19 protein-coding genes are annotated in these 21,516 nt (G+C 71.5%); 8 read left to right on the top strand and 11 right to left on the bottom strand.

Translation table 11 applies throughout. The features are described 5' to 3' along the window. Positions 1 to 36 precede the first annotated feature (36 nt). Positions 37 to 648, bottom strand: a complete 612-nt coding sequence (locus OG417_RS36215) for a TrmH family RNA methyltransferase (RefSeq protein WP_329238660.1) — start codon at positions 646 to 648, stop codon at positions 37 to 39. A gap of 37 nt (positions 649 to 685) precedes the next feature. Then, complete coding sequence (locus OG417_RS36220) at positions 686 to 1,735, bottom strand: hypothetical protein (RefSeq protein WP_329238663.1); 1,050 nt, start codon at positions 1,733 to 1,735, stop codon at positions 686 to 688. A gap of 70 nt (positions 1,736 to 1,805) precedes the next feature. Between OG417_RS36220 and OG417_RS36225 the strand changes: the two genes are divergently transcribed. Further along, positions 1,806 to 2,399, top strand: a complete 594-nt coding sequence (locus tag OG417_RS36225; protein ID WP_329238666.1) for a TetR/AcrR family transcriptional regulator — start codon at positions 1,806 to 1,808, stop codon at positions 2,397 to 2,399. Positions 2,400 to 2,452: 53 nt separating this feature from the next. Here OG417_RS36225 and OG417_RS36230 read toward each other — a convergent pair whose 3' ends face one another. Together OG417_RS36230 and OG417_RS36235 are read right to left on the bottom strand one after the other, a co-directional pair. Then, positions 2,453 to 3,451 carry a cytochrome d ubiquinol oxidase subunit II gene (locus OG417_RS36230; RefSeq protein WP_329238670.1) on the bottom strand — a complete coding sequence of 333 codons (999 nt, stop codon included), beginning with the start codon at positions 3,449 to 3,451 and terminating at the stop codon, positions 2,453 to 2,455. Between the two features lie 100 nt (positions 3,452 to 3,551). Then, positions 3,552 to 4,901 (bottom strand): cytochrome ubiquinol oxidase subunit I, encoded by a 1,350-nt coding sequence (locus tag OG417_RS36235; protein WP_329238673.1) that lies wholly within the window; start codon positions 4,899 to 4,901, stop codon positions 3,552 to 3,554. Between the two features lie 64 nt (positions 4,902 to 4,965). On the opposite strand from OG417_RS36235, the gene OG417_RS36240 reads away from it, so the two are divergent. From OG417_RS36240 to OG417_RS36250, 3 genes are read left to right on the top strand one after another with little or no spacing between them, the layout of a single operon-like run. Next, positions 4,966 to 6,135, top strand: a complete 1,170-nt coding sequence (locus OG417_RS36240) for a winged helix DNA-binding domain-containing protein (RefSeq protein WP_329238676.1) — start codon at positions 4,966 to 4,968, stop codon at positions 6,133 to 6,135. A 47-nt stretch (positions 6,136 to 6,182) separates the two neighbouring features. Next, positions 6,183 to 6,422: a hypothetical protein gene (locus OG417_RS36245; protein WP_329238680.1), complete on the top strand. Its 240-nt coding sequence runs from the start codon at positions 6,183 to 6,185 to the stop codon at positions 6,420 to 6,422. A 49-nt stretch (positions 6,423 to 6,471) separates the two neighbouring features. Beyond that, positions 6,472 to 7,455 (top strand): phosphotransferase family protein, encoded by a 984-nt coding sequence (locus OG417_RS36250; protein WP_329238683.1) that lies wholly within the window; start codon positions 6,472 to 6,474, stop codon positions 7,453 to 7,455. A gap of 12 nt (positions 7,456 to 7,467) precedes the next feature. On the opposite strand, the gene OG417_RS36255 is transcribed toward OG417_RS36250, so the two are convergent. After that, positions 7,468 to 8,391: an NADP-dependent oxidoreductase gene (locus tag OG417_RS36255; RefSeq protein WP_329238686.1), complete on the bottom strand. Its 924-nt coding sequence runs from the start codon at positions 8,389 to 8,391 to the stop codon at positions 7,468 to 7,470. Positions 8,392 to 8,548: 157 nt separating this feature from the next. Between OG417_RS36255 and OG417_RS36260 the strand changes: the two genes are divergently transcribed. Further along, positions 8,549 to 9,412 (top strand): helix-turn-helix transcriptional regulator, encoded by an 864-nt coding sequence (locus OG417_RS36260; RefSeq protein WP_329238688.1) that lies wholly within the window; start codon positions 8,549 to 8,551, stop codon positions 9,410 to 9,412. A 27-nt stretch (positions 9,413 to 9,439) separates the two neighbouring features. On the opposite strand, the gene OG417_RS36265 is transcribed toward OG417_RS36260, so the two are convergent. The 4 genes from OG417_RS36265 to OG417_RS36280 form a co-directional block, all read right to left on the bottom strand. After that, complete coding sequence (locus tag OG417_RS36265; protein WP_329238691.1) at positions 9,440 to 10,450, bottom strand: ABC transporter permease; 1,011 nt, start codon at positions 10,448 to 10,450, stop codon at positions 9,440 to 9,442. Next, positions 10,447 to 11,415 carry an ABC transporter permease gene (locus OG417_RS36270; RefSeq protein ID WP_329238693.1) on the bottom strand — a complete coding sequence of 323 codons (969 nt, stop codon included), beginning with the start codon at positions 11,413 to 11,415 and terminating at the stop codon, positions 10,447 to 10,449. The genes OG417_RS36265 and OG417_RS36270 overlap by 4 nt, the downstream gene beginning before the upstream one ends. Positions 11,416 to 11,505: 90 nt before the next feature. After that, positions 11,506 to 13,044, bottom strand: coding sequence for a sugar ABC transporter ATP-binding protein (locus tag OG417_RS36275; RefSeq protein WP_329238696.1), 1,539 nt, complete (start codon positions 13,042 to 13,044; stop codon positions 11,506 to 11,508). A gap of 9 nt (positions 13,045 to 13,053) precedes the next feature. Then, positions 13,054 to 14,118 carry an ABC transporter substrate-binding protein gene (locus tag OG417_RS36280; RefSeq protein WP_329238699.1) on the bottom strand — a complete coding sequence of 355 codons (1,065 nt, stop codon included), beginning with the start codon at positions 14,116 to 14,118 and terminating at the stop codon, positions 13,054 to 13,056. A 189-nt stretch (positions 14,119 to 14,307) separates the two neighbouring features. Here OG417_RS36280 and OG417_RS36285 point away from each other — a divergent pair, with 189 nt between their 5' ends. Both OG417_RS36285 and OG417_RS36290 read left to right on the top strand, forming a co-directional pair. Continuing rightward, positions 14,308 to 16,830: a LamG-like jellyroll fold domain-containing protein gene (locus OG417_RS36285; RefSeq protein ID WP_329238702.1), complete on the top strand. Its 2,523-nt coding sequence runs from the start codon at positions 14,308 to 14,310 to the stop codon at positions 16,828 to 16,830. A gap of 51 nt (positions 16,831 to 16,881) precedes the next feature. Continuing rightward, positions 16,882 to 19,329, top strand: coding sequence for a beta-L-arabinofuranosidase domain-containing protein (locus OG417_RS36290; RefSeq protein WP_329238704.1), 2,448 nt, complete (start codon positions 16,882 to 16,884; stop codon positions 19,327 to 19,329). A gap of 85 nt (positions 19,330 to 19,414) precedes the next feature. Here the strand turns inward: OG417_RS36290 and OG417_RS36295 are convergent, their stop codons facing one another. Together OG417_RS36295 and OG417_RS36300 are read right to left on the bottom strand one after the other, a co-directional pair. After that, complete coding sequence (locus OG417_RS36295) at positions 19,415 to 19,900, bottom strand: carboxymuconolactone decarboxylase family protein (protein WP_329238708.1); 486 nt, start codon at positions 19,898 to 19,900, stop codon at positions 19,415 to 19,417. Between the two features lie 47 nt (positions 19,901 to 19,947). Next, entirely contained in the window at positions 19,948 to 20,430 is a 483-nt protein-coding gene (locus OG417_RS36300; RefSeq protein WP_329238711.1) for a carboxymuconolactone decarboxylase family protein, read from the bottom strand. 166 nt (positions 20,431 to 20,596) lie between these two features. Between OG417_RS36300 and OG417_RS36305 the strand changes: the two genes are divergently transcribed. Beyond that, positions 20,597 to 21,514 carry an RNA polymerase sigma-70 factor gene (locus OG417_RS36305; protein ID WP_329238713.1) on the top strand — a complete coding sequence of 306 codons (918 nt, stop codon included), beginning with the start codon at positions 20,597 to 20,599 and terminating at the stop codon, positions 21,512 to 21,514. Positions 21,515 to 21,516 lie beyond the last annotated feature (2 nt).

The raw sequence follows: 21,516 nt of genomic DNA on the forward strand, positions 1-21,516 counted from the left end.
GTGCGGCCGGATCGGTGAGAGCCGGCCGGGCGTCGGTCAGGGTTCGGCGTGGCGGCGGATCCACTCGTACATGGCGACGCCGCTGGCCACGCCCGCGTTGATCGAGCGCGTGGAACCGTACTGGGGGATGTGCAGCACGATGTCGGCGGCGGCCCGCGCGTCCTCCGACAGGCCCGGCCCCTCCTGGCCGAACAGCATCAGGCAGGCGCGCGGGAGTTCGGCGGACTGGATGGGGCGCGACCCGGGCAGGTTGTCGATGCCGATGATCGGCAGGTCGCGGTCGCGGCACCACTTGACCAGGTCACCGGTCTCCGGGTGGTGACGGACGTGCTGGTAGCGGTCGGTGACCATGGCGCCGCGGCGGTTCCAGCGGCGGCGGCCCACGATGTGCACCTCGGCGGCGAGGAACGCGTTGGCGTTGCGGACGACGGCGCCGATGTTGAAGTCGTGCTGCCAGTTCTCGATGGCGACGTGAAACGGGTGCCGGCGCGTGTCGAGGTCGGCGACGATCGCCGCGTTGCTCCAGTAGCGGTACTGATCGACGACGTTGCGCCGATCCCCCTCGGCCAGCAACGCGGGGTCGAGGCGGGGGTCATCCGGCCACGGGCGTGGATGCGGGCCCACGCCCGGCAACTCCTCGGCGGTCATGCGCCGAAGGATATGCGCCCTCGGCCTGCGGCACCCCTCAGCCGCGTATCCCGAACACTTCCACCGTCATCGGCGTATCGATCAGTGTGTGCGGTGCGATCGCATGGTAGGCCCACACGTGCACCCACGCGTTGGCGGTTCGCACCGTGAGGAACGTCTTGAACATTCCCGGCCCGGTGTAGAACAGCAGGAGGTAGAGCACCGACAACAGCGTGTCGACCGGCGAGGCGAAGTTCGTCCAGCCGTCGAAGAAGTGCAGCAGCGCGTAGGTCAGCCCGCCGAGAATCACCGTCGCCGGCACGGACCCCGTCAGCTTCAGGTAACGCGGCGTCAAGATGCAATAGATGAAAACCATGGTCGGCAGGACCGTGCCGGCGAAGGAGAGGGCGAACGTAAGGGGCGCTCCGAGCAGGAGCTGGCGCGGCTTCAGGTCCAGGATCGCGCCGTTCGACAGCAGCTGGACGGTGGATTCCACGGCCAGGATCACCAGGATCACCAGCAGGTCGCCGCGGCGATCCCTCGAACGCAGGTTCAGCTGCTCGGCGGAATAGCGCCGGCGGAACACCAAGAAGGGCACCACGGCGTACACCACGAGGTTGTAAGCCGCCCAGGCCACCATCTCCTCCGGCATGACCCGCTGCCCGGTGCGGATCACCATTCCATCGAGGTGGAACCCGAACGCGTGCCAGCCGAAGGCGCGCCCCAGCATGAGGCCGCCGAGCATCGCGACGACCCCGTAGGCCAGGACGAGCAGGGTCTCCCGCCGCGCCTGGGGCCGAGCAGGGGCGCGTGCCGCCAGGTCCACTCCGGCGCGTCGGCGCGTGAGCAGGTAGGCGAGGGCCATGAGCCCGAATATCTCCAGGTACATGGCGTCGGCGCCGAGTACGGCGGCCGGCGTGGGCGGCTCGGCCAGCGAGGACGCGTGGAACGGCAGATGCCGCCCCCCGATGGATATCAGCAGCCCGTTGACGAGGACGAACCCGAGGGCCGCCAGCCCCACGCTGCGGTGGCGGAACGGTCGCGGGATCCGCCGGCCGTCACGGGCGGCCGGGGGACTCACCGTACGAAGAGGAGCCTGTCTGCTCATACAGGGCACCATACAGTCGTATGGCATACATTTGTATAGTCTCCGTATTGCCTCCTGTATGGTGGCGCGTATGACCGACCGCCGACAGCGGCTCCTGGACTCTCTCGTCGAGATCACCGCCGAACGGGGGCTGGATCACGTCAGCATCCGGGAGGTGGCCGCCGCCGCGGACGTCTCGATCGGGACGGTGCAGTACTACTGCCGCACCAAGGACGAGATGGTGCTGATGGCCTGGGAATCGCTCGCCGAGAAGATCATCCTCCGCGCGATGGGCGGCCTGGACCGGAGCGGCACCGTCGAAACCGTCAAAGAGTGCATCCGTCGCGTGGTACTCGAACTCCTGCCCCTGGACGAGCCTCGCAGCGTCGAATCGCGCGTATACCTCGCCTTCGCGGCCAGAGCCGTGATCTCGGCGCCTCTCGCCGAAGTTCAGCACTCGCTGCTGGGCAAGCTGCGCGGATACCTCGCCCGGGCCTTCGCCCACGCCAAGGACGAAGGGGAGGCCGCGGCGGGCCTCGAGCCCGATGCGGCGGCGGCGGCCACGGCCGCGCTCGTCGACGGACTGCTGCTGCACATGCTGACGGATCCGGGCGGCCTGCCCCCGGACTCGGCCGTGGCGGCCATGGACGCCCATCTGGACCGGCTCCTGCCCGGAAACCCTTGAAGACGCTCAGGTCCTGCGCGGCTCCGGCCGGGCTGTTCTCCCACGGAAGGCCATCACCGCTTCGGCACTCGCTGGAAGAGCGCGAACAGCCACAGCAGTGACGGCACCAGCAGGACCATGCCCACGACGACCGAGGCCAGGGTCGCGTGCAGGACGGCCGGATCGGCCGCGGCGCGGGTGACGGTGACGTCCGGCGGGAGCAGCAGCGGGTACTGCGCGGCCGCCCACGCCCACAGCACGGCCGCGACGGCGAGGGCGGCGGTGCCGCGGGCCGTGGCGTAGTGGCGCAGCAGGAGCAGGACCAGTGACACGATCCCCGCGAAGGCCGACAGGGCGACCACGGGGAGCGCGCGCCCGGTGAGGCCGGCGTACAGCCGCGGGGCGTCGTCGCGCAGGATGACGATGCCGCCGAGGACGATCGCGCCGGTGACCACGGCGGTGACCAGCGCGCGGAGTCGGAACGCCTCCGCCAGTGCGGTGTCGCCGCCGCGGCGTGCGTCGCCGGTGAGGTAGACGGCCGCCAGGTACGCCGTGCTGCCGACGGCGACCAGGCCCGCGAGCACCGACGTGGGGTTCCACCAGCTCGTCAGCAGGTCCCCTCGGGCCAGGCCCGACGGTACGCGCCCGGAGGCGACGCCGCCCGCGACCGTACCCAGGAAGAACGGCGTGAGGATCGACGACAGCGCGAACGCGCCGCCGAACAGCCGTAGCTGCCACAGCTCCGTGCTGGCCTTGCGGAACGCGAACGCCGCGCCCCGGGCGATGATGCCGAACGCGATGAGCGTCAGCGGGATGTACAGCGTGGAGGCCACGGAGGCGAACACGCGGGGAAAGCACGTCCAGAACATGACGAGGACGAAGATGAGCCAGACGTGGTTCGCCTCCCAGACCGGCCCGATCGAGTGTTCGATGAGCCGTCGCTGGGCGAACCCGCGCCGGGCGCCGCCCGCCAGCATGTCCCAGAAGCCCCCGCCGAAGTCGGCCCCGCCCAGCAGCGCGTACAGGGTCACCCCGGCCCAGGTGAGGACCAGCAGCCACTGCGCCGCGGTCATGAGCCCTCCTTCTTTTCCCGACCAACCCACCCCGACCGACCTCCCGGCGTCGGGGAGGGTGACCACAAGGGCGCGTCTTCGATTCCCTCGCTCCGCTCGGTCATGGCTCGTACTCCTCGGTCCAGCCCTCCTGCGGCGCGACCACCGGGCGGCTCCGCAGCCGGACCAGGACGTACACGGCGGCGACGGTGAGCACGGTGTAGACGACCAGCACCGCGACGAGGCCGACCCACAGGCCGGGCGCCGGGTTGACCGCGTCGGCGGTGCGCTGGTGGTGCCACACGATCCACGGCTGCCGGCCGACCTCCGTGGTGACCCAGCCCGCCTCCAGCGCGACCACGGAGGCGATCCCGGCGACCGCGCAGAACCGCAGGAACCACCGCGACCGCGGCAGGTCACGCCGCCGCCACCAGGACCACGCCTGCCAGGCGGACAGGACCAGCAGCCCGAACCCGATCGCCACCATCACCTGGAAGCCCAGGTGCACCGGGTTGACCGGGGGACGGTCGGCGGGCGGCACCGTGTCCAGGCCCTTCACCACCGTGCCCGGCCGGTAGCCGACGAGGAGCGACAGGCCGTCGGGGATCCGCAGGGCGTACCGGATCCGGCCGCCCAGGTACAGGCCGCCGAGCGAGATGGGCCGGTGGGAGCCGGTGTGGTTCAGGCCTTCGATCGCGGCGAGCTTGGCGGGCTGCTGGGTGGCCAGGAGCCGCGCCAGGGTGTCGCCGATGACGATCTGGGGCAGGGTGACGACGGCCGCGGCGACGAAGGGGAGCAGGAGGCCGATCCGGTGGTACCGGTCACGGCGACCCCGCAGCATCCCGGCGGCGTACACGCTCGCGATGCCGAACCCGGTGACCATGAAGGCGGCCAGGACCATGTGCACGACCTGCCAGGGCATCGCCGGGTTGAACAGCGCCCGCCACGGCCGTACGTGCGTGACGGAACCGTTCACCAGGTCGAAGCCGCGCGGCTGGTTCATCCAGGCGTTCGCGGCGACGACGAAGACGGCGGAGGCCACCCCGGCGACGCACACCGGCAGGCCGGTCAGCACGTGCCGGCGCGGCGACAGCCGGCCCCAGGCGTACAGGTAGATGCCCAGGAAGATCGCCTCGATGAAGAACGCGAACCCCTCCAGCGCGAACGGCAGGCCGATGACCTGTCCGTACGTCGCCATCAGGCCGGGCCAGAGCAGGCCCATCTCGAACGAAAGGATCGTGCCGGAGACCGCGCCGACGGCGAACAGGACGCCCATCGCCCTGGCCCACTGGTGCGCCAGCCGTACGTAGTCCTCATCACCCGTCCGCACGCCGCGCCACTCGGCGAAGACGGTGAGCGCGGGCATGCCGACGCCGAAGCACGCGAGGATGATGTGCCAGCCCAGGGACAGGGCCATCTGCTCCCGTGCGGCCAGCAGGTCGGCCGGTGACGCGGCCGCGAACACGTGCACGTCTCCCCCGATCGGCCGTCCCGCCCCTGTGAGCGTGGTACCCCGCTCCGGCGATAATCAGCGGATGGCGATCAGGCGGATCACGGTGGCGGAACGGCGGGCGCGCATCGGTGTACGGCACCGACTGGCGACGCCGGCCGGCAGCGCCGCCGAGGCGGCCCGTGCGCTGGTGGTGCTGCACGGCACCGACCCGGCGGCGGTCTACCTCGCGGCGGCGGCCCGGATGCACTCTCCCGACATCGCGGGCATCGAGCGGGAGCTGTACGAGGAGCGCCGGCTGGTGCGGATGCTCTGCATGCGGCGGACCGTCTTCGCCGTCCCCGCCGAGCTGGTGCCGGTCGTGCAGGCGGCCTGCGCCGACGACGTCGCGCGCCTCGAACGCCGCCGTACGCTGAAGTTGCTCCAGGAGGCGGGGCTCGGCGACGACGCGTGGCTGCGGGAGGTCGAGGACGAGACGCTCGCCGCGCTGCGCGCCCGCGGCGCGGCGTACGCGACCGAGCTGTCCGCCGACGTGCCGCGGCTGAAGGAGCGGATCGTGCTGGGGCGCGGCAGCCGCAACGAGGCCAGTCCGGCGATCGCGAGCCGGGTGCTGCTCGGCCTGGCCGTCCAGGGCCGGATCGTACGGGGCCGCCCGCGCGGTTCGTGGATCAGCAACCAGTTCCAGTGGTCGCCGATCGAGTCGTGGCTGCCGGACGGGATCCCGGCGGTACCCGCCGAGACCGCGCGAGCGGAGCTGGTCCGCCGCTGGCTCGCCGCGTTCGGGCCGGGCACGGCCGCCGACCTCAAGTGGTGGACCGGCCTGACCATGACCCAGGTCAAACAGGCGCTGGCGCAGGTGGAGACCGAGGAGGTCGACCTGGACGGCACGCCCGGCCTGGTCCTCGCCGGCGACGCGGAGCCGGTGGCGCCTCCCGAGCCGTGGGTGGCGCTGCTGCCGGGCCTGGACCCGACCGTGATGGGCTGGACCGGCCGGGACTGGTACCTGGGCGAACACGGCCCGGCCCTGTTCGACCGGTCGGGCAACGCGGGTCCGACGGTGTGGTGCGACGGCCGGGTCGTGGGCGGCTGGTCCCAGCGCGCCGACGGCTCGGTGGTCTACCGGCTGCTGGAGGACGTCGGTGCGGAGGCCGAGACCGCGGTGAAGGCGGAGGCCGCGCGCCTGAGCGAGTGGATCGGCCCGGTCCGGGTGATTCCGCGCTTCCGCACCCCGCTGGAGCGCGAGCTGTCCGCCTGAGCGGGTAGGAAGTGAAGGTGGCGACGCTGAGCTGGAGGTGAAGGGCCATGGCGAAGTCGGCGGTCAGGCGGACGCGCAAGGGCACGGTCGTGGAGGTGCCCGTGCTCGGCTCGGTGACGCTGCCCCCGCGCGACCGGCTGATCTTCTACGCCGGGCTCGGCGTGCTCGCCGCCCTGGAGGTGGTGGAGTGGCCGGTCGCGCTGATCGTCGGCGTCGGCCACATGCTCGCCGACCAGCGACACTGGGGCGCGGGCAAGGAGGTCGGCGAGGCGATGGAACAGGCCTGACCGACTCGCCCGAGCGTACGGGTGGCCCGGCTCGGAGTACGGTCTGCGGGTGCGTGGATTCGCGGAGGCCGAGGACCTGTCGGGAGTGGTGTCGGACGCGCTCGGGAAGAGGCACCGGATCGCCGGGGTGGACCGCCTGCGCGGAGGAACGAAGAAGGGCGTGTACCGGATCAGGCTCGACGGGGCCGGCCCGGCGAGCCTGATCGTCTACCGCTGGGCCGACGAGGAGAACTTCTGGCCCGGCGCCGCCGGTGAGGTGACGGACCCGTTCGCGCCCGTCTCCGGGCTCGTGCCGTTCCTGGCCGCGCGGCGCAGGCTGGACGAGGTCGGGGCGCGCGTCCCGCGCGTGCTGTGGGCGGACGACACCAGGCGGCGGCACGCGGCGGACGTCGCCGTGGTCGAGGACATCACCGGTGGCCCGCTGGAGGCTCTCTTCGACACCGACCCCGGCCGCGCGGACGCCGCCCTGAACGACCTGGCCCGCACTCTGGACCTGATGCACCGGCACCACGCTCCCCGCTACGGCAGGGTGGACCTGCTGGAGCGGGGCGGCATCGCCCTCGGCGACTCCTGCGAACAGCTGGTCCTCGACCGGGCCCTGCGCGACCTCGATGAGGCCGCGGGGCGCGACACCAGGATGGCGGCGGCGCGGGGCCGGCTCGACGAGCGCCTGCGGGAGCTGCGGGCGCTGGTGGTCCCGCGCACCGAGTACGGGCTGATCCACGGCGAGCTCGGCCCCGACCACGTCCTGGTGAGCGCCGAAGGGCATCCGGTCCTCATCGACGTCGAGGGCCTGATGTACTTCGACGTCGAATGGGAACACGTCTTCCTCCGCCTCCGGTTCGGCGAGCGTTACGCGGCCCTCTCCCGGCCCGGTCTCGACCCGCGGCGCCTCGGCCTCTACGCGCTTGCCACGCATCTCTCCCTGGTGGCCGGGCCCCTCCGCCTCCTCGACGGCGACTTTCCCGACCGGGAGTTCATGCACGCGATCGTCGAGCACAACCTGCACGAGGCGCTCGCCCTGCTCCCCTGAGCGCCCGCGGGCTCACGGTCGGAGGACGATCTTGCCCCGGGTGTGGCCGCGCTCCAGTTCACGGAAGGCGTCCCGGACCTCCTCCAGCGGGTACGTGGCGGCGATCGGGATCTCCAGGCGGCCGGCGCCGATCAGCGCGGCCAGCTCGGCGATCACCTGGGCGTTCCCCGCGGCGCTGTTCCCGTCGGTCTTGACGCCGTACTTCTCGGTGGCCCGGTGGTCGGTGATGGTGTCGATCCGCTCCGGCACCACTCCGAGATCCAATGCCATCTCGACGTAGTCGGCGCCGAAGGTGTCGATGAAGGCGTCGATCTTCCCGCCGTCGGCGGCGGCCCTGATGCGGTCGGCGACACCCTCGCCGTAGGTGACCGGGATCGCTCCGTGCGCGGCGAGCCACTCGTGGTTGGCCTCGCTCGCCAGGCCGATGACGGTCGCCCCGGTGTGGCGGGCGAGCTGCACCGCGATCGAACCCACTCCCCCGGCGGCGCCGGAGATCACGACCGTGTCGCCCGGTCCCGCCGCGACGGCCCGGACCGCCGCGTACGCCGTGGTTCCGGCCACGTACAGCGTTCCGGCCTGTTCCCACGGGACGTCCGCCGGCCGCGGGATGAGGTCGGCGGCCTCCACGACGACGAACTCGGCGTGACTCGCGCGGTTGTCCGTGAAGCCGATCACCTCGTCACCGATCGCGAACCCCTCGACGCCCGCACCGGTCTCCTCGACGATCCCGGCCAGGTCGCTTCCCTCACCAGAGGGGAACGTCGCGGGCCAGCGGTCGTGGAGCGCGCCGGTACGGATGTGCACCTCCCCGGGGTTGATCGCCGCCACGACGACCCGTACGAGGACCTGACCGGGTCCGGGGACCGGCCGGTCGACCTCGACGACCCGCAGCACCTCGATGCCGCCGTACTGCTGGAACCTCACTGCCTTCGGCATTCCGAACTCCCTGATGCTCCATGCCGGTCCGTCCGGCATGTCCGTCGACGATGCTGCCGGGGGTCCGGGGCGGATACGAGCGGACGGTCTTCCCTAGGATCGGCGGTCCTTGGCTGCCCGTGCCGGTGCGGCGCACGGGCTCGGCGATGATGGGGGGATGGACATGGACCGCGCTGAGCTCGCCGACTTCCTGCGCCGCCGCAGGGGGCGGCTGCGGCCCGAGGAGGTGGGTCTGCCGGGCGGCTCCCGGCGCCGTACGCCCGGACTGCGACGGGAGGAGGTCTCCCAGCTCGCCGGGATGTCCGCCGACTACTACATGCGCCTCGAACAGGCCAGGAGCCCCCAGCCCTCGGTCCAGATCCTCGCCTCGCTGGCCCGTGCGCTGCGGCTCACCGACGACGAGCGCGACCACCTCTACCTGCTGGCCGGGCACCGCCCGCCCGCGGGCCGCATGGCGGGCGACCATGTACGGCCCGGCCTGCTGTACCTGCTCGACGAGCTCAAGGAGACCCCGGCCCACATCACCAACGACCTCGGCGACCTGCTCGCGCACAACACCATGGCCGAAGCGCTCCTCGGCTGCATCTGCTCGGTCCGCGAACAGGACCGCAACTTCGTCTGGCGCTGGTTCACCGACCCCGCGATCCGCCGGATCTACTCACCCGACGAACGCCACGAGCACAGCCGCGCCTACGCCGCGGACCTGCGTGCCTCCATCGCCCGGCGCGGCGGCGACGCCGCCTCCACCCGGCTGGTCGCCGATCTCCAGGCCGCCAGTCCCGAGTTCGCCGCCCTGTGGGAACTGCACGAGGTCGCCGTGCGGCGCAACAGCCGTATCCGCGTCGACCACCCCACCGTGGGGCCGGTCGAACTCGAATGCGAGACGCTCCTCAGCCCGGCCGAGGACCAGATGCTCGTGATCTTCACGCCGCCGCCGGGCACACCCGCCCTCGACAAGCTGAGCCTGCTGCGCGGCCTGAACCACGACGAGTTCGCCGCCGCCGACCCGGCACGCCGCTGACGCGCGGACGGAGCACGAGCCCACCCGTCAGCGCAGGCGCTGGACCCTGCTCAGGTAGGTCTGGACGACGACCACCGCCGCGAGGAAGGCGCCGCTGACCACCTGCTGGTAGGACGAGGACAGGTCGCCGATCTGGTTGATGAGGTTCTGGATCACGCCCAGCAGCAGGACGCCGGCGACCGTACCGCTCACCGAGCCCGCGCCGCCGGTCAGCAGCGTGCCGCCGATGACGACCGCGGCGATCACGTCGAGTTCCATGCCGGTGCCCAGGATCGTCACGCCCGAGGACAGGCGAGCCGCGTTCAGGGTGCCCGCCAGGCCCGCGAGCAGGCCCGACATGACGTACACCGCGACCTTCGTCCGGGTCACCGGGACGCCCATCAGCTCGGCCGCGTCCTCGCTGCCGCCGATCGCGTACACGCACTGGCCGAACCTCGTCCGCTGGAGCAGCACCGCGCCGGCGACGAACAGGGCCAGCGTCAGATAGACCGGGTACCCGATGCCGAAGACGCTGCCCTGGCCGACCCGGGCGATCAGCGCGCCGTGCGGGATCAGGTACGTCGTCGAGCCCTCGCCCGAGATCGACAGCAGCAGGCCGCGCGCGCCCAGCAGGCCGGCCAGCGTGACGATGAACGGGGCCAGCCGCACCCGGGCGATCAGCAGGCCCTGGACCAGGCCGAACGCCCCGCACACCACGAGCGGCAGCAGCAGCGCGGCCAGCGACCCCCACCGCACCGCGTACGCGGCCAGCACCCCGCCGAGCGCGAACACCGAGCCGACCGACAGGTCGATGCCGCCGGTGATGATCACGAAGGTCATGCCGAGGGCGACCATCGCCAGGAACGAGGAAGTGATCGCGATGTTGCCGAGGTTCGCGCCGGTCGGGAAGCGGTCGAAGGTGAACGAGCCGATCGCCACCAGCAGGACCAGCACGGCGGCGGCGCCGTGCCGCTGGATCAGGCCGAAGGCGCGCTCGCGGCCGGTGGGCCCGGCGGCGGGCTCGGTGACGGCCGCGGTCGCGGTCATGGATTCGGTCATCGCCGGCCCGCCCCTCGCGCGGCGTACACGGCCGCAAGAATGATCACTGCCTGCACCATCTGCGCGACCGAGTCCGCGAGGTCGTGCTTGATGAGCGTCGCGCGGACGAGCTGGATCAGCAGCGCCCCGGCGACCGTGCCCAGCACGCGGACGCGGCCGCCGTTCAGCGGCGTGCCGCCGACCACGACCGCGGTGATCGCCGACAGCTCCATCAGCAGGCCCAGCGACGACGGGTCGCTCGCCTGCAACCGGGCCGTGGCGAGCGTGCCGGCCACGGCCGCGAGCAGGCCCGACACCACGTACACGAGCAGCAGGACGCGCCGTACGGGCAGTCCCGACAGCTCGCTCGCCGTACGGTTGCCGCCGATGGCCACCAACCGCCGGCCGAACGTCGTGCGGCGCACCACCGCCATGACCACGACGGTGAGGACGACGGCGACCACCACCGGCAGGGGAACGCCGAGCAGGCTGGAGGAGCCGAGGTCCAGCAGCGTCTGGTCGTGGATGTCCTTGAGCTGCCCGCCCGCGACGACGAGCGCGATGCCCCGCCCGCCGACGAACAGCGCGAGCGTCGCGACGATGGGCTGCACGCCGACGAACGCGACGAGCGAGCCGTTGACCAGCCCGACCGCGACACCACCGAGCAGCCCGGCCACGACGGCGGGCACGACGCCGTACCCGAGATAGAGCGGGATCAGGGCGGCGGTGAGCGCCATCACCGAGCCGACCGACAGATCGACGCCCTCGGTGCCGATCACCAGCGCCATGCCGAGCGAGACGATGACGACCGGCGCCACCTGGACGAGCTGGGTGCGCAGGTTCTCCAGCGACAGGAACCGCGGGGTGATCGCGATGTTGACGAGGACGAGCGCGGCGATCGCGGCGTACACGCCGTAGTCCTGCAGCCACGCGAGCAGGCGGCCACGGTCGAGCCGCGAGACGGGTACGGCGGCGGTATCGGTCATCGTCCCGGGCCTCCCCCGGCGATATCGGTCATCGTCGCGAGCCTCTCCCGGCGGTGTCGGTCATCGTCGCGGGCCTCCCGGCGGTTTCGGTCATCGGCTCACGCCTCCCCCGGCGTCGGCGATCGTCGTCATCACGCGTTCCTCGGTGAGGTCGCCGCCGCTGAGCTCGCCGACGACCGCGCCGTCCTTCAACACCACGACGCGGTCCGAGCCCTCGACCAGTTCCTCCAGGTCGGCGGAGATCAGCAGCACGCCCAGCCCGTCGCGGGCGAGCTCGTCGATCAGGGCCTGGACCTCGGCCTTGGCCCCGACGTCGATGCCGCGCGTCGGTTCGTCCAGCAGCAGGATCTTCGGCTCGGTGGCGAGCCAGCGCGCGAGCAGGACCTTCTGCTGGTTGCCGCCGGACAGCTCGGCGACGCGCTGGTGCGGTCCGGCGGCCTTGATGCGCAGCCGCCGCATGAAGGTCTCCACGATGCGGTCGATGCGCGCCTCGGAGACCAGGCCGGCGCGCGACAGCCGGGGCAGTGCCGCGAGCGCGATGTTCTCGCGCACCGACAGGGTGCCGATGACGCCCTCGGACTTGCGGTCCTCGGGCAGCAGGGCCACGCCCGCGCGGACCGCCGCGGCGGCCGAGCCCCGGCGCAGCGGCGCGCCGGCCACGGTCACCCGCCCGTCGTCGAGCGGCAGCGCGCCGGCGATCGCCTTGGCGGTCTCGGTACGGCCCGCGCCGAGCAGGCCGCCGAGGCCGACGACCTCGCCGGGCCGGATCGCGACCGACACGCCGTCCAGGACGTGCCGGCGGGTGAGGCCGGACGCCTCGACGACGGGGGTCTCACGCGCGGCGTCGTGGCCACCGGAGAACCGGGTGACGCCGCCCGCGCGGACGTCGGACACCGGACGCCCGAGCATCAGCGAGACGAGCCGCAGCCGTTCCAGGTCGGCGAGCGGGCCCTGGTGGACGACCCGGCCGTCACGCAGCACGGTGACACCGTCGCAGATCCGGTACAGCTCGTCCAGACGGTGGCTGACGTAGATCACCGAGACGGCCCGCTCGCGGAGCCGGCGGACGACGCCGAACAGCGTCTCCACCTCGCGGGGTTCCAGGGACGACGTCGGCTCGTCCATGACGACCACGCGGGCGTCGACGGAGACGGCGCGGGCGAGCGCGACCATCTGCTGTACGCCGACGCCCAGCGACCGCAGCGGGCGGCGGACGTCGACGTCGATGCCGTAGGAGGCCAGGATCCGCTCGGCCTCCCGGTGCATGCGCCCGACGTCGAGGGTGCCGAACCGGCGGCGCGGCTCCCGGCCGAGGAGCAGGTTCCGCGCCACGCTCAGCGCCGGGACCAGCCCGATCTCCTGGTGGACCGCCTGGATGCCCGCGCGCTGGGCCTCCAGGGGACCGGCGAAGTCGGCGGGCCGCCCCGCGAGGCGCATCGTGCCCTCGTCGGGGCGGTACACGCCCGTGATCACTTTGATCAGTGTGGACTTGCCCGCGCCGTTCTCGCCGACCAGCGCGTGCACCTCTCCGGGGGCCAGCTCCAGCGAGACCCGGTCGAGGGCGAGGACTCCGGTGAAGCGTTTGACGACGCCGCTCACCTCGAGCAGCGGACCCTCCTCATCCGGCACGGACACCCCTTAGTAGGCCGACGAGACGGACTGCTTCGCGTTGGACGCGTCGTACTCGCGGTCGGAAATGATCACCTTCTGCGGGATGGCCTCGCCGTTCAGGAACTTGGTCAGGGTCTGGAAGGCGAGCGGCCCGAACCTCGGGTTGGACTCGATGACCGCGGAGATCCAGCCGCCCGGGATCTGCGACACCGCGTTGCGGGTGCCGTCCACCGACACGATCTTGATCTGGCCGGCCTTCTTGCCGGCGCCCTTGAGCGCGGTGACCGCGCCGAGGGCCATCTCGTCGTTCTCGGCGTACAGGCCGTTCACGTCCGGGTTGCTCTGGATGAGCTGCTCGGTGACCTGCTGCCCCTTCTCGCGGGCGAAGTCGCCGGTCTGCTGGAAGGTGATCTGGATGCCGGGCGCCTTCTGCTTCAGCTCGTCCTTGAAGCCGTTGGTGCGGTCGGTCGTGACGTTGTTGCCGGAGGCGCCGAGCAGGATCGCGACCTTGCCCTTGCCGCCGAGCGCCTTGATCATTTGATCGGCGGCGCGCTTGCCCTGCGTGTAGAAGTCCGACCCGATGAAGGTCACGTAGTCCTTGCAGGCGGTGGCGTTGATCTGCCGGTCCACCGTGATGATCGGGATGTGCTTGGCGGCGGCCTGCTGGAGCACCGGCTCCCAGCCGTCGGAGTTGAGCGGGGCGATGACCAGCGCCTGCGCACCCTGGGCGATGAGCTGCTGCACGTCGCTGATCTGCTTGTTGAACTGCGACTGGCCGTTCGTCGTCTTGAGGTTCGCGATGCCGAGCTTCTTGGCCTCGCTCTTGATCGACTGAGTCTCCGCGATGCGGAACGGGTTGGCCTCCTTCTCCGACTGCGAGAAGCCGACCACCCCGCTCTTGAGGTCGAACTTGTGAGCGCCGAACTTGTCGATCGTGCACGTCGGCACGTTGCCGGCCGGAGTCTGCGCCACCTGCTGCTGGCCCGCGGTGTCCTGGGCGCCGGCCTGCTTGTCGTCCTCGGACTTGGCGCAGCCGGCCGCGGCGAGCGTGAGGAGGGCGACGAACGCTGCCGCGCGTACGCGATGGGTCATGGGGCTGTCCTTCCAGGGTGAGGACGAGATGCCGGTATTGAGCCATTCTCGATCTCGTTCTGTCAATACCGATCGCAAGTTGACCGCAAACCGATCTGAATATTGCATTTGTGATCGGAGGCGTTCATGCTGCATCTGGCCCCGCGTGCCTCTCGCCGGCGCTGACCACCGGCAGATTGGAGCCTCCTCTTGTACGCGCGCAGATCCTCCCATCACCGGACAGCGCGGACCCGTCCCCGGGGTCCGGCCTCCGTCATCGTCCTCGCTCTCGCGCTGGTCACCGCCCTCGCCGCACCCGCCGTGCCGGCCGGAGCCGCGGCGGACGCGCCGAAGGCGCAGACCCAGCTCACCACGCCCTGGACCCACGAAGTCTCGCCGACCAACGCGCTGCCCGACTACCCCCGGCCGCAGCTGACCCGCGCCCGCTGGCAGAACCTCAACGGCACCTGGCAGTTCGCCGAGGCCTCCGCCGCCGGCCAGGCGCCGCCGACGGGGCAGACCCTGCCGGAGAAGATCCTCGTGCCGTACCCGGTCGAGTCGATGCTGTCGGGGATCCAGAAGCACGTCGACCACATGTGGTACCGCCGGACGTTCACGGTGCCGCGCTCCTGGCACGGCGACCGGCTGCTGCTGCACTTCCAGGCCGTGGACTACCAGACGGCCGTCTACGTCAACGGCACCAAGGTCGCCACGCACACCGGCGGGTACGACTCCTTCTCCGCCGACGTCACCGGCGCGCTGAAGGGCAGCGGCCCGCAGGAGCTCCTCGTCGGCGTCGACGACACCACCGACATCGACGGCCAGCCGGTCGGCAAGCAGCGCCAGACCGGTGACGGCATCTTCTACACCCCGTCCTCGGGCATCTGGCAGACCGTGTGGATGGAGCCGGTCGCCTCCGCGCACGTCGACCGGGTCGACGCGACGCCCGACCTCGCGGCGAAGGCGCTGCGCGTGAGCGTCCAGGCCTCCGGCATCACCACGCAGACCGTCGAGGTCACCGCGTACGCCGGCCGCAAGAAGGTCGGCCGGGTCACCGGACGGGCCGGGACCGAGCTGAGGCTGCCCGTCCCGCACCCGCACCTGTGGACCCCCGACGACCCGTACCTGTACACGCTGAAGGTGCGGATCCTCGACCGTCACCGCCCCGTGGACGAGGCGGGCTCCTACTTCGGCATGCGCTCGATCGGCCTCGGCAAGGGCCCGGACGGCAAGGTCCGCATGCTGCTCAACGGGAAGTTCGTGATGCAGGTCGGCACCCTGGACCAGGGGTTCTGGCCGGACGGCATCTACACCGCGCCGACCGACGCCGCGCTGCGCTTCGACCTGGAGGCGCACAAGAAACTCGGCTTCAACATGGTCCGCAAGCACGTCAAGGTCGAACCCGACCGCTGGTACTACTGGGCGGACCGGCTCGGCCTGCTCGTCTGGCAGGACATGCCCTCGACGTTCGCCTCGCACACGCCGCCGGACACGGTGAAGGCGCAGTTCGAGAGCCAGCTGCACGCGGTCGTCGACCAGCACCGCAGCCACCCCTCGATCGTGACGTGGGTGCCCTTCAACGAGGGCTGGGGCGAGTACGAGCCCGGCCGCGTCGTGAGCGAGATCAAGTCCTGGGACCCCAGCCGGCTCGTGAACGCGGACAGCGGCGTCAACTGCTGCGACTCCCTGCCCGACAACGGTGAGGGCGACATCTACGACAACCACACCTACGTCGGGCCGGGCACTCCCGTCCAGCAGGGCGTCCGCGCGGCCGTGGACGGGGAGTACGGCGGCCTCGGGCTGAAGGTCGACGGCCACATGTTCGACCCGGCGAACGGCTTCGCGTACGAGATGGAGCCGGACCAGGCCACCCTCACCCGCCGCTACACCGAGCTGCAGGGCCAGCTGCTGAAGGTCGAGCAGCGGTGCGGCGTCTCCGCGTCGGTGTACACGCAGATCACCGACGTCGAGGACGAGCTGAACGGCATCTACACCTACGACCGCCGGGTGCTCAAACCCGGCGCCGACCAGGTACGCGCCGCGAACCTCGCGCTGATCAAGGCGTCCGGCTCGGTCGGCGCCGGCGACGGCACGACCTACCCGCCCGGCACGCCCGGACTCGACGGCGTGAGCTTCTACCCGCTCGACGAGGGCTCCGGCACGGTCACCGAGGACACCGTGGGCACGCACGACGCCTCCCTGGTGAACGGCCCCGCCTGGACGACGGGGCACGCGGGATCGGCGCTGCAGTTCAACGGCTCGAACCAGTACGCCGACACGGGCGCGGCGATCCTGGACACGACCGGGAACTACAGCGTCTCGGCCTGGGTGAAGCTGGACCGGCTCGGCTCCTTCGCCACGGCGGTGAGCCAGGACGGCGACACCAACAGCGCCTTCTACCTGCAGTACTCCGGGCAGGACAACCGGTTCGCCTTCAGCTTCGCCGGCGTCCGGGCCCTCGCACCGTCCGCGCCGCAGACCGGGCAGTGGTACCACCTGGTCGGCGTCCGCGACGCGGCGAGCGGCACACTCACCCTCTATGTCAACGGCCAGAAGGCCGGCACCGCGGCGGCCTGCCTCGGTGACGCCTCGACGGGCCACACCGTGATCGGCCGCGGCCGCTTCGGCGGCAACCCGGTCGACTTCTGGCCCGGCGCCATCGACCAGGTGCACATGTTCGACCGTGCCCTGTCGGCCGACGAGGTCGGACAGCTCTACCAGTCCGGCAAGTGAGCCACGGGAGGGGCCGCCCGGCGGCCCCTCCCGCCCCCGACGGGAGTCCACGTGGAACGACGAACCTTCCTGCGGCGCGGCCTCGCGGCCGGTGGCGGCGCCCTCATCGGACCGGCGGTGACGCGGCCGGCCGCCGCGGAACGCCGCGACGGCGTACGGATCGTGCGCACGGTCGAGGCGCCCTCGGCCGGCGGGCACTACACGCCGAACCGGGACCCGCTGCGCCCCGAACCCTTCCTGCGGCTGCCACCCGGCAGCGTACGGCCCGGCGGCTGGCTGCGACGCCAGCTCGATCTCCAGGTCGAGGGCCTGAACGGCCGCATGACCGAGGTGTCGGACTATCTGGTGTACGAGACGAACGGCTGGGTCGACCCGGCGAAGGAGGGCTGGGAGGAGCTGCCGTACTGGCTGCGCGGCTTCTCCGACCTCGGGCTGGTCACCGGCGACCGTCGCGTGCGCGACGAGGCCCGGCGCTGGATCGACGGCATCCTCGCCGCGCAGCAGCCGGACGGCTTCTTCGGCCCCGCCTCGCTGCGCACCTCGCTGGAGGGCGGTCCGGACTTCTGGCCGCACATGCCGGTGCTGGACGCGCTGCGCTCCTACGCCGACGCGACCGGAGACGACCGGATCGTCCCATTCCTGACTCGGTATTTCGCGTTCCAGCACGCCCAGCCGTCCGCGGTGTTCGGACGCGGCTGGGGCGCGTACCGGTGGGGCGACACGATCGACAGCGTCTACTGGACCTACAACCGCACCGGCGAGGCGTGGCTGCTCGACCTCGTCCGCACGATCCACGCCGGGTCGGCCGACTACGTGAACGGGATCCCGACCTGGCACAACGTCAACCTCGCCCAGGGCTTCCGCGAGCCGCTGCAGTACGGCGTGCTGGCGGGCGACCCGGCGCTGCGCGCGGCCACGTACCGCGACTACGCCACCGTGATGGGCACCTACGGGAGGTTCCCCGGAGGCGGGTTCGCCGGCGACGAGAACTGCCGGCCCTACTTCACCGATCCCCGGCAGGGCTTTGAGACCTGCGGGTTCGTGGAGTTCATGCACAGCTTCGAGCTGCTGACGCGGATCACCGGCGACCCGGTCTGGGCCGACCGCTGCGAGGAGATCGCGGTCAACTCGCTGCCCGCGGCCTTCGACCCCGCCCAGAAGGGCACGCACTACATCACCAGCGCCAACTCGATCGACCTGAACGACGTCGCCAAGACCCACGGCCAGTTCGACAACGACTTCGCCATGCAGGCCTACAAACCGGGCATCCACCAGTACCGCTGCTGCCCGCACAACTACGGCATGGGCTGGCCCTACTACGCCGAGGAGCTGTGGCTCGCGACGTACGACGCGGGCCTGGCCGCCTCGCTGTACGCGGCCTCGGAGGTGACGGCGAAGGTCGGCGCCGACGGCACGGCCGTGACCGTCACCGAGGAGACCGGCTACCCGTTCGAGGAGACCGTCACGCTGCGCCTGTCCACGCCGCGGCCGGTCTCCTTCCCGCTCTACCTGCGGATCCCGGGCTGGTGCGACCGGCCGGTCCTGCGGGTGAACGGCGAGACGCTCCCGCTGAAGGCGGCGCCGCCCTGCTACGCCGTCGTCTCGCGCCTGTGGCGATCCGGCGACCGTGTCGAGCTGCGCCTGCCGATGCGCGCCACCACCCGTACGTGGAACCGCGGGGCGACCTCGGTCTCGTACGGGCCGCTGACGTTCTCCCTGGCGATCGAGGAGAAGTGGCGGCGGTCCGGCGGCACCTCGTCGTGGCCCGAGTACGAGGTCGGTGCCGGGTCGCCGTGGAACTACGGCCTGGACGGCTCGTCGTTCGGCGTCCGGCGCCGGGCCGCGACCGGCGACCCGTTCACACGCCGCGGCGTGCCGATCGAGCTGCGCGCCAAGGCCCGCCGCATCCCGCAGTGGCGGGCCGACGACGAGAACGTCGTACGCCCGCTGCAGGACGGCCCGGCGCGGTCGGACGAGCCGCTGGAGACGATCACCCTGGTCCCGATGGGCGCGGCGCGCCTGCGGATCACGACGTTCCCGGTGATCGGCCACGGGCCGGACGCCCACACCTGGGTCGTGCCGCCGATCGCCACGGCCTCGCACCTGTGGTCCGGCGACACGACCGAGGCGCTGTACGACGGCGTCTCGCCGTCGAGCTCCGGCGACCAGTCGATCCCGCGGTTCACCTGGTGGGACCACACCGGGAGCCTGGAGTGGGTCCAGTACGACTACGACGAGCCGGTCACGGCCTCGGCCACCGAGGTGTACTGGTTCGACGACACCGGGCAGGGACAGTGCCGGGTGCCGGTGTCGTGGCGCCTGCTGTACCGCGACGGCGGCACGTGGCGGCCGGTCGAGGACCCCTCGCCGTACGGGACCGCGCGCGACACCTACAACCGCACCACGTTCACGCCCGTGCGTTCGACCGGGTTCCGGATCGAGGCGCAGCTCGGCGCCGGGGTCTCCGGCGGCATCCTGGAGTGGCGGATCACCCCCTGAGAGCACGGTGATCCGTACTGTCCGGCGTGGGGAACGGCGAGACCTGCCGCCGCCGGAAGAGCGGCTGACAGGTCCCGCCGGCCGGTCAGCCGGCCAGGTCGGCGAACTTTCCGGGCTCGTAGGAGCCGCCGGGGTTGCGGACGATCACGTTGAGCCGGTTGCTGGCATTGATCATGGCGATAAGCGAGACCAGTGCGGCGATCTGGTCGTCGTCGTAGTGCTCGCGGACCCGGGCCCAGGTCTCGTCCGACACGCCGGGGTGGGCGTCGGCGATCCGGGTGCCTTCCTCGGTGAGCGCCAGCGCCGCGCGCTCGGCCTCGGTGAACACCGTGGACTCGCGCCAGGCGGCGACGAGGTTGAGGCGGACCGCGGTCTCGCCGACGGCCGTGGCGTCCTTGGTGTGGTAGTCGACGCAGAAACCGCAGCCGTTGATCTGGCTGGCGCGCAGCATCACCAGATTCTGGGTGGTCTCGGGCAGCGGCGACTGGACGATGGCCAGGGCGACGTTGTAGATCCGCTTGGCGATTTTCGCGCCGAGCTGGTTGGCCATCAGGTCGAAACGGGATTCCATGACGTGCTCCTCGGTGTTCGATGAAGGGGATGCCGGCTGTGGATGAGTCATCCGAGGTGGCCGGGCCGGTAGTCGCCACCGCGCTGCCGGACGACGACGCTCATCCGATTGGTGGCGTTGATGAGGGCGATGAGCATCACCAGGTCGGACAGCTGGTCCTCGTCGTAGTGCTCGGCGGCGTTCGCCCAGGCCTCGTCGGTGACGCCACCGGCCGCATCGGCGATGCGAGTGCCCTGCTCGGTCAGCTCCAGGGCGGCGCGCTCGGCGTCGGTGAACACCGCGGACTCGCGCCACGCCGCGACCAGGTTGACGCGGGTGGCGGTCTCCCCGGCGTGCGTGGCGTTCTTGCTCCACACGTCGGTGGCGTAACCGTCGCCGTTGATCTGGCTCGCGCGCAGCAGCACGAGCTTCTGGGTCGCGGCGGGCAACGTCGACTCCGCCAGGATCGTCCTGCTCGCCAGGCCGAAGTGCCCGGCGGCCTTGGCAGCGGTCGCGGTGGGACTGCCGAAGAGATCAAGACGAGCAGTCATCGTGTGCTCCTTACTGTTGTGCCGGTCGAACAGGAGATGCCGGCGGCCCGGGCCCTGTGACACCCCACTCGCGTGACGCACGCCACAGACGCGGCTGTCACAGAATGGGGGCCGGCGGCATCTGATGCGTGTGGCAACGTCGAGAGTCGACAGGCAGGAGCCGGATATGACCGAGCACGCAGTGGACGACACCGGCCCGCCTGCGCACGGGGACCGCGGGGACACCGCCACTGAGGCGTTCGTCGCTCACCGCAACCTGCTGTTCACCGTCGCGTACGAGATGCTCGGTTCGGCCGCGGACGCCGAGGACGCTCTGCAGGAGACGTGGTTGCGGTGGGCGAGCGTCGATTTGGACGGAGTGCGCGATCAGCGGGCCTACCTGGTCCGGATCGTCACCCGGCAGGCGTTGATCCGGCTGCGTACGCTCCGCCGTCGCAAGGAGTCCTATGTCGGGCCCTGGTTGCCCGAGCCGCTGCTGACCGCGCCCGACGTGGCCGATGACGTCGAGTTGGCCGACAGCGTCTCGATGGCGATGCTGCTGGTTCTGGAGACTCTCGCGCCGATCGAACGGGCGGTGTTCGTGCTGCGCGAGGTGTTCGACCTGGACTACGACGAGATCGCCGAAGCCGTCGGCAAGCGCCCGGCCGCCGTTCGCCAGATCGCCCACCGGGCACGGGCGCACGTCGCCGCCCGCCGCCCGCGTGACGTCGTCTCCCCGGCCGAGACCCAGGCCGCGCTCCAGGCCTTCCAACGGTCCGTCGAAACCGGTGACCTGCGGGATCTGCTGGACATCCTCGCGCCGGACGTCGTCTTGCTGACCGACGGTGGCGGCGTCGTGCGGGCCGCGCTGGATCCCGTCGTGGGCGCCGGCCGCGTGGCCGCCGTACTGGCCAGGATCGCCGCCGCGGCGTCGCTGCGACCGGCCCGGGTCAACGGCCAGCCCGCGTTGACGATCCGGCTGGACGGCGAGATCGACACCGTCTTGGCGGTACGCGTCGACGACGGCCTCATCACCGGTCTGTACGCCGTACGCAACCCCGAAAAGCTGTCACGCGTGGAGCGGGAGACCACCCTGCGCCGCTGAGC

Source organism: Actinoallomurus sp. NBC_01490, from assembly GCF_036227085.1.
Lineage (GTDB): Bacteria > Actinomycetota > Actinomycetes > Streptosporangiales > Streptosporangiaceae > Actinoallomurus > Actinoallomurus oryzae.